General features: G+C 67.8%; 16 protein-coding genes. 10 read left to right on the top strand and 6 right to left on the bottom strand.

The window, feature by feature from the left end:
- Nucleotides 1-111: 111 nt before the first annotated feature.
- From fabD to dps, 4 genes are all read left to right on the top strand, one after another.
- A complete protein-coding gene (fabD, locus tag J0F76_RS06550; RefSeq protein ID WP_207467038.1) occupies nucleotides 112-1,038 on the top strand; it encodes an ACP S-malonyltransferase in 927 nt (308 codons plus the stop codon).
- Nucleotides 1,039-1,098: 60 nt separating this feature from the next.
- The gene (gene fabG / locus J0F76_RS06545; protein ID WP_207467037.1) at nucleotides 1,099-1,836 is read left to right on the top strand and encodes a 3-oxoacyl-ACP reductase FabG; all 738 of its coding nucleotides are present in this window, start codon (nucleotides 1,099-1,101) and stop codon (nucleotides 1,834-1,836) included.
- A gap of 147 nt (nucleotides 1,837-1,983) precedes the next feature.
- A complete protein-coding gene (locus tag J0F76_RS06540) occupies nucleotides 1,984-2,217 on the top strand; it encodes an acyl carrier protein (protein WP_089387089.1) in 234 nt (77 codons plus the stop codon).
- A 151-nt stretch (nucleotides 2,218-2,368) separates the two neighbouring features.
- Nucleotides 2,369-2,842, top strand: a complete 474-nt coding sequence (gene dps / locus J0F76_RS06535) for a DNA starvation/stationary phase protection protein Dps (RefSeq protein ID WP_207467036.1) — start codon at nucleotides 2,369-2,371, stop codon at nucleotides 2,840-2,842.
- Nucleotides 2,843-2,863: 21 nt separating this feature from the next.
- Here the strand turns inward: dps and J0F76_RS06530 are convergent, their stop codons facing one another.
- Complete coding sequence (locus J0F76_RS06530) at nucleotides 2,864-3,682, bottom strand: sulfotransferase family protein (protein WP_207467035.1); 819 nt, start codon at nucleotides 3,680-3,682, stop codon at nucleotides 2,864-2,866.
- A 134-nt stretch (nucleotides 3,683-3,816) separates the two neighbouring features.
- Here J0F76_RS06530 and J0F76_RS06525 point away from each other — a divergent pair, with 134 nt between their 5' ends.
- Both J0F76_RS06525 and J0F76_RS06520 read left to right on the top strand, forming a co-directional pair.
- Nucleotides 3,817-5,391: a DUF5928 domain-containing protein gene (locus J0F76_RS06525; protein WP_207467034.1), complete on the top strand. Its 1,575-nt coding sequence runs from the start codon at nucleotides 3,817-3,819 to the stop codon at nucleotides 5,389-5,391.
- 15 nt (nucleotides 5,392-5,406) lie between these two features.
- Nucleotides 5,407-5,790 carry a histidine triad nucleotide-binding protein gene (locus tag J0F76_RS06520; protein ID WP_207467033.1) on the top strand — a complete coding sequence of 128 codons (384 nt, stop codon included), beginning with the start codon at nucleotides 5,407-5,409 and terminating at the stop codon, nucleotides 5,788-5,790.
- Here the strand turns inward: J0F76_RS06520 and J0F76_RS06515 are convergent.
- A complete protein-coding gene (locus J0F76_RS06515) occupies nucleotides 5,787-6,710 on the bottom strand; it encodes an ABC transporter ATP-binding protein (protein ID WP_207467032.1) in 924 nt (307 codons plus the stop codon). The two genes, J0F76_RS06520 and J0F76_RS06515, sit on opposite strands and share 4 nt — an antisense overlap.
- Nucleotides 6,711-6,862: 152 nt before the next feature.
- On the opposite strand from J0F76_RS06515, the gene J0F76_RS06510 reads away from it, so the two are divergent.
- The 3 genes from J0F76_RS06510 (at nucleotide 6,863) to J0F76_RS06500 (ending at nucleotide 10,908) form a co-directional block, all read left to right on the top strand.
- Nucleotides 6,863-7,051, top strand: a complete 189-nt coding sequence (locus tag J0F76_RS06510) for a zinc-finger domain-containing protein (protein WP_207467126.1) — start codon at nucleotides 6,863-6,865, stop codon at nucleotides 7,049-7,051.
- 141 nt (nucleotides 7,052-7,192) lie between these two features.
- Nucleotides 7,193-10,000, top strand: a complete 2,808-nt coding sequence (gene polA, locus J0F76_RS06505) for a DNA polymerase I (protein WP_207467031.1) — start codon at nucleotides 7,193-7,195, stop codon at nucleotides 9,998-10,000.
- Complete coding sequence (locus J0F76_RS06500) at nucleotides 10,000-10,908, top strand: cation diffusion facilitator family transporter (protein ID WP_207467030.1); 909 nt, start codon at nucleotides 10,000-10,002, stop codon at nucleotides 10,906-10,908. Before polA ends, J0F76_RS06500 begins: the two co-directional genes overlap by 1 nt.
- A 27-nt stretch (nucleotides 10,909-10,935) precedes the next feature.
- Here the strand turns inward: J0F76_RS06500 and hemN are convergent, their stop codons facing one another.
- A complete protein-coding gene (gene hemN, locus J0F76_RS06495) occupies nucleotides 10,936-12,291 on the bottom strand; it encodes an oxygen-independent coproporphyrinogen III oxidase (protein ID WP_207467029.1) in 1,356 nt (451 codons plus the stop codon).
- A 15-nt stretch (nucleotides 12,292-12,306) separates the two neighbouring features.
- Between hemN and fnrL the strand changes: the two genes are divergently transcribed.
- On the top strand, nucleotides 12,307-13,086 hold the full coding sequence (gene fnrL, locus J0F76_RS06490; RefSeq protein WP_207467028.1) for a transcriptional regulator FnrL: 780 nt from the start codon (nucleotides 12,307-12,309) through the stop codon (nucleotides 13,084-13,086).
- Here fnrL and J0F76_RS06485 read toward each other — a convergent pair.
- The 3 genes from J0F76_RS06485 to J0F76_RS06475 are packed head-to-tail and all read right to left on the bottom strand — an operon-like array spanning nucleotide 13,083 to nucleotide 16,383.
- Nucleotides 13,083-14,636 (bottom strand): ABC transporter ATP-binding protein, encoded by a 1,554-nt coding sequence (locus tag J0F76_RS06485; protein ID WP_207467027.1) that lies wholly within the window; start codon nucleotides 14,634-14,636, stop codon nucleotides 13,083-13,085. The two genes, fnrL and J0F76_RS06485, sit on opposite strands and share 4 nt — an antisense overlap.
- Nucleotides 14,633-15,445, bottom strand: a complete 813-nt coding sequence (locus tag J0F76_RS06480) for an ABC transporter permease (RefSeq protein WP_207467026.1) — start codon at nucleotides 15,443-15,445, stop codon at nucleotides 14,633-14,635. Before J0F76_RS06480 ends, J0F76_RS06485 begins: the two co-directional genes overlap by 4 nt.
- A complete protein-coding gene (locus J0F76_RS06475; RefSeq protein ID WP_207467025.1) occupies nucleotides 15,442-16,383 on the bottom strand; it encodes an ABC transporter permease in 942 nt (313 codons plus the stop codon). Before J0F76_RS06475 ends, J0F76_RS06480 begins: the two co-directional genes overlap by 4 nt.

Below are 16,383 nucleotides of genomic sequence, written 5' to 3'. Positions count from 1 at the left end.
TTCGCGCCGAGGCCCCGCAGCGCGACACGGACTGACGCTGCCCCAGCCCCGTTGCGCCGCCGCCGCCCGCGCGCTATCCCCGTCAGACACTCACTACGCAGGAGACCCCACATGCGCGCGTTCGTTTTTCCGGGCCAGGGGGCGCAGACCATCGGCATGGGGCGCGAACTGGCCGAGGTCTATCCGGCCGCGCGCGACGTGTTCGCGCAGGTGGACGAGGCGCTTGGGGAGAAGTTGTCGGATCTGATCTGGACCGGCGACATCGACACGCTGACGCTGACGCGGAACGCGCAGCCGGCGTTGATGGCGACCTCGATGGCGGCGTTCCGGGCGCTGGAATCCGAAGGGATCACCATTGCGGACGCGAACTTCGTGGCGGGGCATTCGCTGGGCGAATACTCGGCGCTGTGCGCGGCGGGCTCGCTGACGCTGGAGGATACGGCGCGTCTGCTGCGCTTGCGGGGCCAGGCCATGCAGGAAGCCGTGCCGGTGGGCCAGGGGGCCATGGCGGCGATCCTGGGGCTGGACTTCGCCACCGTTGACCGGATCGCGCGCGAGGTGGCGGGCGACGAGGTCGTGCAGGCGGCCAACGACAACGATCCGGGGCAGGTGGTGATCTCGGGCCACAAGGCCGCCGTGGAGCGTGCGGCGGCGGCGATAAAGGAGGCGGGCGCCAAGCGGGCGCTGATGCTGCCGGTCTCGGCGCCGTTCCATTCGGTGCTGATGCAGCCCGCGGCGGCGGCAATGGCCGAGGCCCTGGCGGGCGTGGACATCCAGCCCCCCGCGGTGCCGCTGGTCGCCAATGTCCGCGCCGAGGCGGTGACGGAGCCCGGCGCGATCCGGCGGCTGCTGGTCGAGCAGGTGACGGGCACGGTGCGCTGGCGCGAATCCATCGCCAACATGGCGGGGGCGGGCGTGGTCGAGTTCTGGGAGATCGGCGCGGGCAAGGCGCTGGGGGGGATGATCAAGCGGATCGCCAAGGATGTAACCGTGCGGAATGTCGGCGCCCCTGCGGATATCGCGGCGCTGAAGGGCTGAGGCGGACCGGGGCGCTGCCCCGGACCCCGGGATATTTGGACCAAGATGAAAGAGACGGCCATGTTCGATCTGACAGGCAAGACGGCTTTGGTGACGGGCGCATCCGGCGGCATCGGCCGCGCCATCGCCGAGGCGCTGCACGCGGCAGGCGCAACCGTCGCCCTGTCCGGCACGCGCGAGGCGCCCTTGCGGGAACTGGCGGCCAGACTGGGCGAGCGGGCGCATGTGGTGCCCGCCAACCTGTCCGAGCCCGAGGCTGCGGCCGGGCTGATCAAGGACGCGGCCGGGGCCATGGGCTCGGTCGATATCCTGGTCAACAACGCGGGCATCACGCGCGACAACCTGTTCATGCGCATGTCGGACGAGGAATGGGCGCAGGTGCTGGAGGTGAACCTGTCCAGCGTGTTCCGCCTGTCGCGCGCAGCCCTGCGGCCCATGATGAAGGCCCGCTGGGGGCGGATCGTCAACATCACCTCGGTCGTGGGGGCCACGGGCAATCCGGGGCAGGGCAACTATGCCGCCGCCAAGGCGGGCCTGATGGGCATGTCGAAGTCGCTGGCCCATGAGGTCGCAAGCCGGGGCATCACCGTGAACTGCGTGGCGCCCGGCTTTATCGAGACCGCGATGACCGACAAGCTGAACGACGACCAGAAGGGCAAGATCCTGGGCCAGATCCCCGCGGGCCGCATGGGCGCGCCGTCCGAGATCGCGGCGGCGGTGCTGTATCTGGCCAGCCCGGAGGCGGGCTATGTCACCGGCGCCACGCTGCATGTGAATGGCGGCATGGCGATGGTCTGACGCGCGCCCGCGCGCGCGAAAGCGGTTGCAAGAGGGTTCACGGGTGCTATATCCCCGGCTTTAGCAGCAGGGAAACCGCCCTGTGCAAAAGCGGACCGCCAGTCCGCAGACAAAATGGGCGGATGCCCGCGAGAATGAGGATGTGACATGAGCGATATCGCTGATCGCGTGAAGAAGATCGTGGTCGAGCATCTGGGCGTCGAGGAAGACAAGGTGGTCGAATCCGCCTCGTTCATCGACGACCTGGGGGCCGACAGCCTCGACACCGTCGAGCTGGTCATGGCGTTCGAGGAAGAATTCGGGATCGAGATCCCGGACGATGCCGCCGAAACCATCCAGACCGTCGGCGATGCGGTGACCTTCATCAAGGGCGCGGTCTGATCCGCTTCCTGCCGATCAACGGCACCATCCGAACGGCGTCCCATGCAGCGGCAGGGACGCCGTTTTCCATGGCGCAGGGCCGTCCTGCAGGCGGAACCACTGGCCCCGGGCAGCCGTTGGAACGCGGAACATGGAATGGAAGGAGCCGATCATGGCTGTCGATCTGAAGGGCCTTACCGACAATGCCCGCAAGACATCGATCTCGGAACTGAACGGACGTCTGGCCGATTCGATCGCCCTGGCGCTGGCGGTCAAGCAGGCGCACTGGAACGTGAAGGGGCGCAACTTCATCGCCGTGCACGAGCTGTTCGACACCGTCCACAACAACCTGCGCGAACATATCGACACGATGGCCGAACGGGTCCAGCAACTGGACGGGGTTGCCGTGGGCACCGTGCAGAAGGTGGCGGCGGGCAGCGACCTGCAGGAATACCCCACCGACCTGACCAAGGCCGAGGATCACATCCGGGCGCTGAGCGAGCGGTATCGCGCGCACGGCGAGAAGCTGCGCGCGGCCATCGACGCCACGGACGAGGCGGGCGATGCCGACACCGCCGACATCCTCACCGCGGCCTCGCGCACCGTGGACAAGGACCTGTGGTTCATGGAAAGCCATCTGGAGTGATGGCCGGGGGCATCGGCCCCCTTACCTGCCCAGCTTCGCGTGAACCTCGTCCAGATCGACCTCGGCCAAGGGCATCTTGTTGTCGGGGTCGTCGAAATCATACCGGAACAACTGGAAGTCGTCCTTGTAGATTTCCCAGGTCAGGTGCCGCGACAGGTCGTCGAAATAGGCGCTGACCTTGTGGGCGCGCTTTGGCCCATGCCCTTCGGATTCGTTGAAGCGCGGCACGGCAGCCAGATCGACCGGGACCGGCGTGGCGGCGTCGCCAAGCACCTGCGCCATGCCGTCGTTGAAGGTCTCGGTGAAGAAGATCCGGTCATAGCGGCCGCCATTGGCGATGAAGGTGGCGATATGGCCCGACATGGACGACCAGTGGATGTCGGGCTCCATCGGGCGGCGCCAGCGGATGGTGTCGCGCGCGAACAGCAGAAAGCGGCGGAAGCTGGCGATCTGGTCGAATTCGAAGCCGTTGTCGGGGCTGCCCACGTCGATGCCGTATCGCTGCGCCAGTTGCGGCACCAGGTTGCCGCGATAGCGCCGGCCGTTGCGCTGGATGCCCGCGATCTTGTCGAAGAAGGACGACAGGATGCGCGCATAAGGATTGCGCACGCAGGTGAAGGTGACGGCATCGCGCCGGGGGACGGCGGCCTCGATCAGGGGCTTGCTGCCGTCCTGTGACCATTTGTGCAGGCCGGCGGTGGAATCGTGGATGTCGCCGTCGAAGAAGCGGCCATGATCCGAATAGAACATGATCTGCCCGATGGTCGAGCAGGCGCATTTCGGCACCACCCGATAGATCATGCTTTCGCTTTCAGTCATCCAGACGCCCGGAAAGCCCATCGTCACCCATCCCTCAAGATTGCAGCCCGGCTTGCCGGCACACGTCAAAGGCGTTTACACACAGAAACCGTGACGCGCGCAAGTTTCATTGCCCATTCCATGACGCAGCAAGTAGCCAGAGCCCTGACCTATCCATGGCCCGCATCGCCTTTATCCTTCTGACGCACAAGGACCCGCAGGGCGTGGTGGATCAGGCAAGGCGTCTGACCGCGACAGGCGACTATGTCGTCATCCACTATGACCGCAGCGCCCCGGCCCAGGACTACCGGATGATCCGCGACGCGCTGGCATCCGAGCCGGGCGTGGCCTTCGCGCCCCGGCGCTATCGTTGCGGATGGGGCGAATGGTCCCTGGTCGCCGCGACCCTGTCGGCGCTGCGCGAGGCCGAACGCCGCTTTCCCCAGGCCACGCATTTCTACATGCTGTCGGGCGACTGCATGCCGGTCAAGTCGGCGGAATACGCCCGCGACTTCCTGGACCGGGACGACTGCGACTATATCGAATCCTTCGATTTCTTCGACAGCGACTGGATCAAGACGGGCATCAAGGGCGAACGGCTGATCTACCGGCACTGGTTCAACGAACGGCGGAACAAGCGCCTGTTCTATGGCAGCCTGAAGGCCCAGCGATGGCTGCGGCTGGCCCGCGGGCTGCCCAAGGGTATCCAGGTGATGATCGGCTCGCAATGGTGGTGCCTGCGGCGCCACACCGTCGAGGCGGTTCTGGCGCTGATCGGCGGGCGGCCGGATCTGGTGCGCTTCTTCCGCACCACCTGGATTCCGGACGAGACCTTCTTCCAGACGCTGGTCGCGCATCTGGTTCCCAAGACCGAAATCCGCCGCCGGTCGCCCACCTGCCTGATGTTCACCGACTATGGCATGCCGGTGACCTTCTACAACGACCACTACGACCTGCTGGTCCGGCAGGACTACCTGTTCGCCCGCAAGATCCGCGCCGAGGCGCAGGATTTGCGGGCCAAGCTGGGCGCGCTGTGGCAGGCCGAGGGCGTCAGCTTCGCCGTCACGAACGAGGCGCCGCGCTTGTTCCGCTTCCTGACCGGCCGGGGCCGGGTGGGCCGCCGCTTCGCCCCGCGGTTCTGGGAAGACCAGGGCGCATCGCGAAACCACGTGATCTGCCTGGTGGTCGCCAAGAAATGGCATGTCGCCAAGCGCCTGACGGCGGCCATACGGGCGCGGACCGGCATTCCCGCCGTGGACTACATCTTCAACGAACGCGATGCGGGCCTGCCGGACCTGGGCGGCATCGCCTCGACCGTGGCCAAGCGGGAACGGCACCGCCGGGCGCTGCTGCGGCTGCTTCTGGACGATTTCGGATCGCGGCAACTGGTCCTGTGCCTGGATCCCTCGGCGCTGGCGCTGATCGCCGACTTCGCAAGCGACAAGGCCGAGACGCGAATCCTGTTCGTGGACAGCGCCTTCGACGAGGGCTACCTGCGCGGCCACATGCGCCGCACCGGCCTTGCGGGCGAGGGGACGCCAGACGCGGTGATCCGCCACTTGCTGCCGGTCGTCGAAAGCGACCTGTCGCACGAGGCCGAACGTCTTCACGACATGGACTTCGCGCGCTTCTCCACCATCGCGGCCGGTGCGCCGGAGGAAGCCAATGCCGATGCCATCGCGCGCTTTCTGGATGTTTCGAACGACCTCGCGCATGATCTGGCCCGGACGCCGCATCTGTTCACCGATTGACCACAGGACCACCCCATGGCCTTTGCCTACGACGACACCAACATCTTCGCCCGCATCCTGCGCGGCGAGATCCCCTGCAACACCGTGGCCGAGAATGACCACGCCCTGGCCTTCCGCGACATCGCGCCCAAGGCACCGGTCCATGTGCTGGTGATCCCCAAGGGCAAGTATGTCAGCTTCGACGATTTCGCCGCCAATGCCTCGGATGCCGAGATCGCGGGCTTCCACCGCCTTTGCGCCCAGGTCGTCCGGGCCGAGGGGCTGGGCCTGGACGGCGGCAACGCGGGCTTCCGCGCCATCACCAATGCCGGGCCGCATGGCGTGCAGGAAGTGCCGCATTACCACCTGCACATCATGGGCGGCCGGGTGATGGGGCCGATGGTCTTCTTGCGCGACTAGCCGCGCGTCATCTCGACGAAGACGTCCTCAAGATCCGGCTGCTCGGTCGCGACATCAAGGATAGGGATGCCCGCCCCGCGCAGCGCATCCAGCAGCTGGTCGGCGCGGACCCGCGACGGAGGATAGCTGATCGCCAGCCGCCCGTCGCCCCGCCATTCGGCATGGGCGCCTTCGGGCAGCGGGGGCAGGGCGACGCGTCCGCCCGTGTCCAGCACCAGCGTCTTGCCGTCGGCGCGCGACAGAAGGCTGCGCGTGTCCTGCCGCACCACCAGTTCGCCGTGGTTGATGATGGCGATCTCGTCGCACATCTGTTCGGCTTCCTCCAGGTAATGCGTGGTCAGGATGATGGTCATGCCCTGCCGGTTCAGCGCGCGGACGTTCTGCCACAGCATCTCGCGCAGGGTGATGTCCACGCCCGCCGTGGGTTCGTCCAGGACCAGGATCTGCGGGCGGTGGACCAGGGCCTTGGCCAGCAGAAGCCGCCGCCGCATCCCGCCCGACAGGTTGCGCGCATAGGCATTGGCCTGGTCGCGCAGCCCGACCAGATCCAGCAGCTCGTCCGTCCAGCGTTCCGCCTTGGGCACGCCGTAAAGGCCCGCCTGGACCTCAAGGCTGGCGCGAGGGGTGAAGAACGGGTCCATGTTCAGTTCCTGCGGCATCACCCCGATGGCCGCGCGCGACTGGCGGGGATTCACGTCCTGGTCGAAGCCCCAGATCGTGACGCGGCCCGCCGTCTTGTTGACCAGCCCCGCCAGGATGTTGATCATCGTGGACTTGCCCGCCCCGTTCGGACCCAGCAGCCCGAAGATGCTGCCGGCCCGGATGGTCAGGTCGATGCCCTTCAGCGCGTCCTTGGCGGGCGCGTTTCCCTGGGCGGCATAGGTCTTGCGCAGACCTGCGATCTCGATGGCGTTTGGCATGGCTGTTCTTCCCGGACGGCTTGCGAAGGCGGGCGGCGCTGCGGTATGGGGCGTTAGACCAGATGCCGCCCGCCGCCACAAGAAGGCCAGCCATGACGCGATACGTGATTCCGGAAAACTCGCTCTCGACCGAGCAGACCGACCTGTCCGAACTGAAGCTGCCCGCGCCGGCAACCCAGGTCGTCACGACGTGGAAGGTCGCCTGCGACGGCGACGACGCGGGCGGGCTTGGCCATCCGCGTGTCTGGCTGGCGATCTCGCCCGAGACGGGCTTCGTCGATTGCGGCTATTGCGACAAGCGCTTCGTGATCGACCGCGACCATGCCTCGGGCGACCACTAGGCGCGCGAACGCCTGTCGTCTTTCATCTTGGTCCAAATATCTCGGGGTCCGGGGCAGCGCCCCGGTTCCGACCGCGCCCCTTTGCGCCCTACGCCGCTTTCTGCCAAAACGGTCCCCAAGACTTAGGACAAGGACCGTTCCATGGACAGCTTCGGCGCAACATTCGGTAAGGGCCACCACCTGCACCTGATCGACGGATCGGCCTTCATCTTCCGGGCCTATCACGCCCTGCCCCCCTTGACGCGCAAGTCCGACGGACTGCCGGTGGGCGCCGTCGCCGGGTTCTGCAACATGCTGTGGAAATACGTCAGCGACGAGCGCGGCCACGACGCGCCGACCCATGCGGCGGTGATCTTCGACTATTCCTCGAAGACCTTCCGAAACGAGATCTACAACGCCTACAAGGCCAACCGCCCCGAACCGCCCGAGGATCTGCGCCCGCAGTTCCCGCTGACCCGCGACGCCACCCGCGCCTTCAATATCGCCTGCATCGAGACCGAGGGCTACGAGGCCGACGACATCATCGCAGCACTCTCCTGCAAGGCGCGCGACGCCGGGGGCGTGGTCACGATCATCAGCAGCGACAAGGACCTGATGCAGCTTGTGGGCGACGGCGTGCAGATGCTGGACCCGATCAAGGGCAAGCCCATCGACCGGGACGAGGTCTTCGCCAAGTTCGGCGTCTACCCTGACCGCGTGGTCGACGTTCAGGCGCTTGCGGGCGACTCCGTGGACAACGTGCCGGGCGCGCCGGGCATCGGCATCAAGACCGCAGCCCAACTCATAACCGAGTTCGGCGACCTCGAAACCCTGCTGGCGCGCGCCGAGGAAATCAAGCAGCCCAAGCGCCGCCAGACCCTCCTCGATCACGCCGAGCAGATCCGCATCTCGAAGCGGCTAGTGGAACTGGATTGCAACACGCCGCTGGACTTCACCCTGGAAAGCCTGGAGGTGAAGGCCCCCGACGCGCCCACCCTGCTGACCTTCCTGTCCGAGATGGAGTTCCGCACGCTGACCGCCCGCGTGGCCGAACGCCTGGGGGCCGAGGCGCCCGCCGTCGTCGCCGCCCCCGTCCGCGACGCGCCCGCCGCCCCGGACCTGCCGCCCATCGACCGCAGCCTGTACGAGACGATCACCGACCGCGAGGGTCTCGACCGCTGGGTCCAGGCGATCCGCGACACCGGCCAGGTCGCCATCGACACCGAAACCACCGGCCTGGACGAGATGCAGGCGGATCTGGTGGGCATCTGCCTGGCCACAGCACCGGGGAAGGCCTGCTACATCCCCGTGGGCCATGTGGCGGGCGGCGACGACCTGTTCGGCCAATCGGCCCCGGTCGCGGGGCAATTGCCGCTGGCCGATGTCCTGGCCGCGCTGAAGCCGCTGCTGGAGGACCCGGCGATCCTGAAGATCGGCCAGAACCTGAAATACGACTGGAAGATGCTGGCCCGCCACGGCATCCGCATGGCGCCCCTGGCCGACACCATGCTGATGTCCTATGCCCTGAACGCGGGCACGCACAACCACGGCATGGACGAACTGGCCGAGCGCTACCTGGCCCACAAGTGCATCCCCATCAAGGACCTGATCGGCACGGGCAAGGCGCAGATCAACTTCGGCCAGGTGCCCATCGACAAGGCCGCCCCTTATGCGGCCGAGGACGCCGATGTCACGTTGCGCCTTTACAACCACTTCGCGCCCCTGCTGCCCGTCGAACGCGTGACCACCAGCTATCAGCTGACGGAACGCCCGATGGTCCCGGTTCTGGCCGACATGGAGATGGCGGGCATCCGCATCGACGGCGACGTGCTGAAGCGCATGTCGGGCGCCTTCGCGCAGAAGATGGCGGCCTTGGAGGACGAGATCTACGCCCTGGCCGGCCAGAAATTCACCATCGGCAGCCCCAAGCAGCTTGGCGAAATCCTGTTCGACAAGATGGGCATGACCGGCGGCAAGACCGGCAAGACCGGGGCCTTTTCCACCAGCGCCGACGTGCTGGAGGATCTGGCGGCGGAAGGCCATGACCTGCCGTCCCGCATCCTCGACTGGCGGCAGATTTCCAAGCTGAAATCGACCTATACCGACGCCCTGCCGACCTTCGTGAACCCCGACACGGGCCGCGTCCATACCAGCTACTCCATCGCGGGCGCGCAGACCGGGCGACTGGCCTCGACCGACCCGAACCTGCAGAACATCCCCGTCCGCACCGAGGAAGGCCGCCGCATCCGCGAGGCCTTCATCGCCGCCGAGGGGCATCGCCTCGTCAGCCTCGACTACAGCCAGATCGAATTGCGGATCCTTGCCCATGTGGCCGACATCCCGGCGCTGAAGCAGGCCTTCCGCGAAGGCATCGACATCCATGCCATGACCGCCAGCCAGATGTTCGGCGTGCCCGTCGAGGGCATGGACCCGATGATCCGCCGCCGTGCCAAGGCGATCAACTTCGGCGTGATCTACGGCATTTCCAGTTTCGGGCTGTCACGCAACCTGCGCATCCCGCGCGCCGAGGCGCAGGAGTTCATCGACACCTATTTCCAGCGCTTCCCCGAAATCCGCGCCTACATGGACCGCACCATCGCGGACGCGAAATCCGACGGCTGCGTGCGCACCCTGTTCGGGCGGCGCATCAACACGCCCGGCATCAACCAGTCCGGCCCGGCGGCGGGCGGCGCGCGCCGCGCGGCCATCAACGCCCCGATCCAGGGCGCTGCCGCCGACATCATCCGCCGCGCGATGATCCGGATGCCCGCCGCCATCGCCCATCTGCCCGCGCGGATGCTGCTGCAGGTTCATGACGAACTGGTCTTCGAGGTGCAGGACGACGCCGTGGAGGCCCTGATCGCCGCCGCCCGCGACGTGATGGAAAACGCGGCCGAGCCCGCCGTGAAGCTGTCGGTGCCGCTGGTGGTGGACGCCGGCCACGGGCTGAACTGGGCCGAGGCGCATTGATGGGCCACGGCCACGACCACGGCCATTCGCACGGGCATCACCACCACGGCGACGGCGCGATCGGCTGGGCCGTCGCCGTCAACCTGGCCCTGACGGCGGCGCAGATCATCGGCGGATACGCCGCCGATTCGACTGCGCTGATCGCGGACGGCATCCACAACCTGTCCGACGCCTTGGCCTTGGTGCTGGCCTTCGGCGCGCGCAGGCTGGCGCGACGGGCGGCCACGCCCGAGTGGTCCTATGGCTGGGGCCGCGCGGAAATCGTCGCGGCCTTCGTGAACTACCTGGCGCTGATCGCCATCTCGATCTGGCTCGCGGCCGAGGCCTTGGGGCGCCTGTCCGATCCCCCGCAGGTCGCGGGCGGTCTGGTCATGGGATTGGCCGCCTTCGCCCTGGTCGTCGATCTGGCGACCGCCGCGCTGGTCTGGCGGGCATCGAAGGACAGCGCCAACATCCGCGCGGCCTTTCTGCACAACCTGGCCGATGCCGGTGTCTCGGTCGCCGTCATCGTCGGCGGGTTGCTGATCTGGGCTTTCGGCTGGAACCTCGCCGATCCGGTCCTGACGCTGGCGATTTCCGCCGTGATCCTGTGGCATATCGGCCTGGAGATCGGCCCGGTCTTCCGGATGCTGATGCTGGCCGCGCCCCCGGGCAGCGACCCCGGCGCGGTCCTGTCGGCCCTGCGCTGCTTGCCGGGCGTCAGCGATGCCCATCACCTGCACCTGTGGCAGATCGACGAGAAACGCACGGCGGCATCCGTTCATCTGGTCATGGCTGTGGGCGATCCCTTCGCCACCACCCGCGCTGCCAAGGAGATGCTGGCCCACCGCTTCGACATCCCCCATGCCACCATCGAGATCGAGCCGCCCGAGGGGTGTGCGGATCACCGGGAGCATCACCACCCGTAGGGTGCGTGCTTGCACGCACCCTCCATGTCACACCGCCGAGGAATGGCTGGTCGGCGCGGCCATGTAGCTGTCCAGCATGTTGGCGACCATGCGCGCCAGCGGGCGGCCTTCGGGGGTGATGCGCAGGCCGCAGGGGCCGACCTCGACCATGTTGCCGAACTGCCCGATCACCGGGTCGAAGACCTGCTGCAACTGGGTGGGCGTCAGGCCGTAGCCGCGCACCATCTCCTCCGCGTCGATCCTGAAATCGCACATCAGCGCCTCGATCATCCGGCCGCGCCAGTGATCCTCGGGGGTGAAGGCGTGGCCCCGGCTATGGGGCAGGCGTCCCTCGCGCACGGCGGCGGTATAGGCGCCAGTCGCGGGCGCGTTCTGGGCATATCCCTGCGGGAAGCGGGAAATCGACGATGCGCCCAGTCCCAGCAGAACTTCGGCCCGGTCGTCGGTATAGCCCTGGAAGTTGCGCCGCAGCTGGCCGGCCTTCTGCGCCACCGCCAGGCCGTCGCCGGGCCGGGCGAAATGGTCGATGCCGATCTCGGCATAGCCGTCGGCCACGAACAGGTCGCGCGCCGTGCTGAACAGCGACAGCCGGTCCTCGTTGCCGGGCAGGGCCTCCTCGGGGATCATCACCTGGCGCTTGGACATCCAGGGCACATGGGCATAGCCGTAAAGCGCCACGCGGTCGGGCGACAGGGCCAGCAGCTTCTGCACGGTTTCCGAGATGCGGGTGCGGTCCTGGTGGGGCAGGCCGTACAGGATGTCCGCGTTCAGGCTGGCGATGCCGTGGCTGCGAATCAGGTCGACAGCCTGGGCCGTCAGATCGAAGCCCTGCAGGCGGCCGATGGCTTCCTGGATCTTGGGGTCGAAATCCTGCACGCCGATGGATGCGCGGTTCATCCCCGATGCCGCAAGCGCCGCCATGCGCGGGGCGTCGATTTCCGACGGGTCGATCTCGACCGAGAACTCGGCCCCCTCGGCCATCGGCACCACGTCGAAGATCGCATCGGCGACCCGGCGCATCTGGTCGGGCGGCAGCAGCGTGGGCGTGCCGCCGCCCCAATGCAGCCGTGACAGGCGCAGCCCGCGCGGCAGGTGGCGGCGCAGCAGTTCCAGTTCGGCCAGAACCGTGTCCACATAGGCGATGACCGGGTCCAGCGTCTTGGTGCCCTGCGTGCGGCAGGCGCAGAACCAGCACAGCCTGCGGCAAAACGGCACATGCAGGTACAGCGAGATCGCCGCGCCCTCGGGTATGGAATCAAGCCAGCCCGAGACCATATTGGCGTTCACGCCAGGTTTGAATTGCGTCGCGGGGGGATAGCTCGTGTAGCGCGGGACGCGCGAATCGAACAACCCCAACCGCTTCAGTTGCGAAACATTGCTCATGACGCTAGGATTTAGATGGAAACGCGCGAGATTGCCTTGACCCAGATCAACCAGAAAGCCCCCAGCCAGGATGGCGGGGAACGCTGTGGCGACTGTCCGATCCGCTATCGTGCCGTGTGCGCGCATTGCGAAACGGACGAGCTTGCCCTGCTGGAAGACATGAAATTCTACCGGGCTTTCGAGCCCGGTCAGCCGATTGTCTGGGAAGGCGACCGGATGGAATTCGTCGGCTCGGTCGTCAGCGGCGTGGCCTCGCTGACGCAGACGCTGGAGGACGGGCGCACGCAGATGGTGGGCCTTCTGCTGCCCAGCGACTTCCTGGGCCGCCCCAGCCGCGAGATCGCCCCCTACAACGCCACCGCCGCCACCAAGGTGGTCATGTGCTGCTTCCGCCGCAAGCCGTTCGAGCAGATGATGCGCACCACGCCTCATGTCGCGCATCGCCTGCTGGAGATGACGCTGGATGAACTGGACGCGGCGCGGGAATGGATGCTGCTTCTGGGCCGCAAGACCGCGCGGGAAAAGATCGCCTCGTTCATCACCATCATCGCGCGGCGCGAAGCGGCCCTGCAAAAGCGCGCGCCAGGCGGACGGATGCGCGTCGAGCTGCCTTTGACCCGCGAGGCGATGGCCGATTATCTGGGGCTCACGCTGGAAACCGTCAGCCGTCAGATCAGCACGTTGAAGCGCGAAGGCGTGATCGAACTGGAAGGAAAGCGCGCCATCATCCTGCCGGACTTCGCCCGGCTGGTCGAGGAATCGGGCGACGATTCGGATGGCGGCTACCTGAGCTAGAGCCAGCCTGCCGGGATCTTCGGCATGGCCGCGACCAGGGCCTTGGTGGAATCATGCCGGGGCGCGTCGATGATCTGGTCCGGCGTGCCTTCCTCGACGATGCGGCCCGCCTGCATGACCAGGATACGGTCCGTGACGCCGCGCACCACCGACAGGTCGTGGCTGATGAACAGGTAGGACAGCCCGTGGACGGCCTGCAACCGCGCCAGCAGGTCCAGGACCTGCGCGCGGACACGGACATCCAGGGCGCTGACGGCCTCGTCCAGGACGATCAGGGCCGGGCGGATGATCAGCGCGCGGGCAATGGCAAGGCGCTGGCGCTGGCCCCCGGAAAACTGGTGGATGAACTTGCGGGCGTCGTCCGGGTCAAGGCCGACCTCGGTCAGGGTCGTGGCAACCCGGTCGCGCCAGTCAGGCGGGCGGCCCGTCAGGTGGAAGGGTTCGGCCAGCAGGCGGTCCACGCGCCAGCGGGGATCGAAGCTGCCGAAGGGATCCTGGAACACCACCTGCATCCGCGCGCGCGCCTTGCGCGGCATCGGCCGGACGGCGGCAATGTCCTGCCCGTCCAGCCGGATATGCCCGCCCTGCAGAGTGTCCAGGCCCAGGATCGCGCGGGCCAGCGTCGATTTCCCGCAGCCGGATTCGCCCACCAGCCCGACGCTTTCGCCGCGCGCGATGGTCAGGTTGACCCCATCCAGCGCGCGCAGGCCGCCGCCCGGCAGGCGGTATTCGCGCACCGCATCCGTCACCTGCACCAGCGGCGTGGCGGGGCCGGGCGGGATGCGGGCGGGAACATGGCGCGATGCGGCGAACAGTTGCCGCGTGTAAGGGTGGCGGCGCTGGCGGAAGACAGCCTCGGTCGGGCCATGCTCCACGACGCGGCCGGATTGCATCACGGCCACGTGGTCGGTCATGCCGGCGACCACCGCAAGGTCATGGGTGATCAGCAGCAGGGCCATGCCCTCGTCGCGCGCCAGGCCGGACAGCAGGTCCAGGATGCGCGCCTGCGTGGTGACGTCCAGGGCCGTGGTGGGTTCGTCCGCGATCAGCAGGCCGGGACGCAGGGCGATGGCCATGGCGATGGCGACACGCTGGCGCTGCCCGCCCGAAAGCTCGTGGGGGTAAAGGGTCAGGGGAAAACGGGGCTGGGGCAGGCCGACGCGGTCCAGCCGCTCGCGCGCCTGGGCCAGCGCGGTGCGGCGGTCAAGCCCCCGGTGGAGGCGCAGCACCTCGGCCACCTGGTCGCCGATGGTCATCAACGGGTTCAGGGCCGTCATCGGTTCCTGGAAGATCATGCCGATGCGGCTGCCCCGGATGCGGCACATGGCGGCCTCGGGCGTCTCCAGCAGGTTGCGGCTGTCCAGCAGCACCCGCCCGGATGCTCGCGCCCGGTCCGGCAGCAGCCCGGTGATCGCCAAGGCGGTCATGGACTTGCCGCTGCCGGATTCGCCCACCAGCCCGGTGACGCGGCCCGGCGGCAGGTCCAGCGACACGCCCTGCAGGACAGGCCGTCCATCGATAGCGACGGACAGGTCTTCCAGCCGGATCATCGCACCACCCGCAGGCGCGGGTCCAGCGCGTCGCGCAGGCCGTCGCCCAGCAGGTTCAGCCCCAGGACGGTCAGCACGATGCAAAGACCGGGGATGATCGCCACATGCGGGGCAAGCGCCATCATGGTCTGCGCCTCGGCCAACATGCGGCCCCAGCTTGGGGTGGGGGGCTGCGCGCCAAGGCCCACATAGGACAACCCGGCCTCGGCCAGGATGCCCAAGCTGAACTGGATGGTGGCCTGCACGATCAGCAGGCCCGCGATGTTGGGCAGGACATGCTGCAGGCTGATGAGCGCCGTGCCCTTGCCCGCCACGCGGGCGGCGCGGACATAATCCAGCACCCAGATCGGCAGCGCGGTGCCCCGCGTGACGCGGGCAAAGACCGGGATGTTGAAGATGCCGATGGCAACCATCGCGTTCACCGCCGACGGTCCCCGGACCGCCGTGATCAGGATGGCGATGACCAGCGAGGGGAAGGCGAAGACCAGGTCGTTGCCGCGCATCACGACCTCGTCCATCCAGGTGCCGCGCCGGGCAGCGGCCAGCAGGCCCAGCGGTACGCCCAGGGCCATGCCGATCGCCACCGCCACCAGGGCCACTGCCATCGAAGTCTGCGCCCCCAGCATCGCCATCGACAGCATGTCGCGCCCGAAGTGATCGGTCCCCAGCCAATGCGCGCCCGACGGCGGCAGAAGCTTGTCGGCAATCGCCATCCGGGTGATGTCATGGGGTGTCCAGAACGCCGACACGGCGGCAGCGCACAGCGCCAGCCCGGCCAGGACGGCCCCGAGGATCAGGCCGGTCCTCATGGGCGGCGCAGCCGGGGGTCCACGGCGCCGTATGCCAGATCGACCAGGAAGGTCACGGCGATCACGGCGGCAACCAGCACCAGGACCGCCGATTGCACCACGATCAGGTCGCGCTGCGTGATCGCCTGGAAGATCATCCGGCCCAGACCCGGCAGGTAGAAGACGTTCTCGATGATGATCGCGCCCGCCAGAAGGAAGCTGAACTGCATCCCCAGGATGGTCAGGACCGGGATCAGCGCATTGCGCAGGGCATGGCGGCGCAGCGCCTGGCCCGCGCTCAGCCCCTTGGCGCGGGCGGTGCGGACATAGTCCTGGCCCATCGTCTCGACCAGGGCCGAGCGCAGCACGCGGGCCAGGATCGCCGCCTGGGGCAGGGCCAGCGCGATGGCGGGCAGGATCAGGGACCGCAGGGCGGCGGCGGGCGCGGACCAGCCGGGAAAGCCGCCCGCAGGCAGCCAGCGCAGCCTGACCGCGAAGACCAGAACCAGCAGCATCGCCAGCCAGAAGTTCGGCAGCGCGATGCCCACATGCGCGGCCCCCATGACCAGCCCGTCGCCCGCCTTTCCGCGCCGGGCCGCGGCAAAGGTTCCGACCGGAAGGGCAATGGCAACCGCCAGCGCCAGCGCCATCAGCGCCAGCGGCAGCGAGACCTGCAGACGTTCAAGGATCATTCCGGCGATGGGGGTCTTATAGGTGAAGCTGGTGCCAAGATCGCCCTGAAGGATCGCCCCCAGCCAGGCCGCGTAGCGAAGGGGCAGGGGCTGGTCCAGGCCCATCTGCCGGCGCAGCGCCTCCACCGTCTCGGGCTGCGCGCCGGTGCCCAGCATGAAGCTGGCCGGATCGCCCGGCACCAACTCCACCACGGAAAAGACCAGCGCCGAGGCGACCAGCAGGCTCAGCCCCAGGGACAGTATCCGTGACGACAGGTAACGCAGCAT

This window comes from Paracoccus fontiphilus, assembly GCF_017356265.1.
Classification (GTDB): domain Bacteria; phylum Pseudomonadota; class Alphaproteobacteria; order Rhodobacterales; family Rhodobacteraceae; genus Paracoccus; species Paracoccus fontiphilus.
This window is presented reverse-complemented; position numbering and strand designations above follow the sequence as displayed.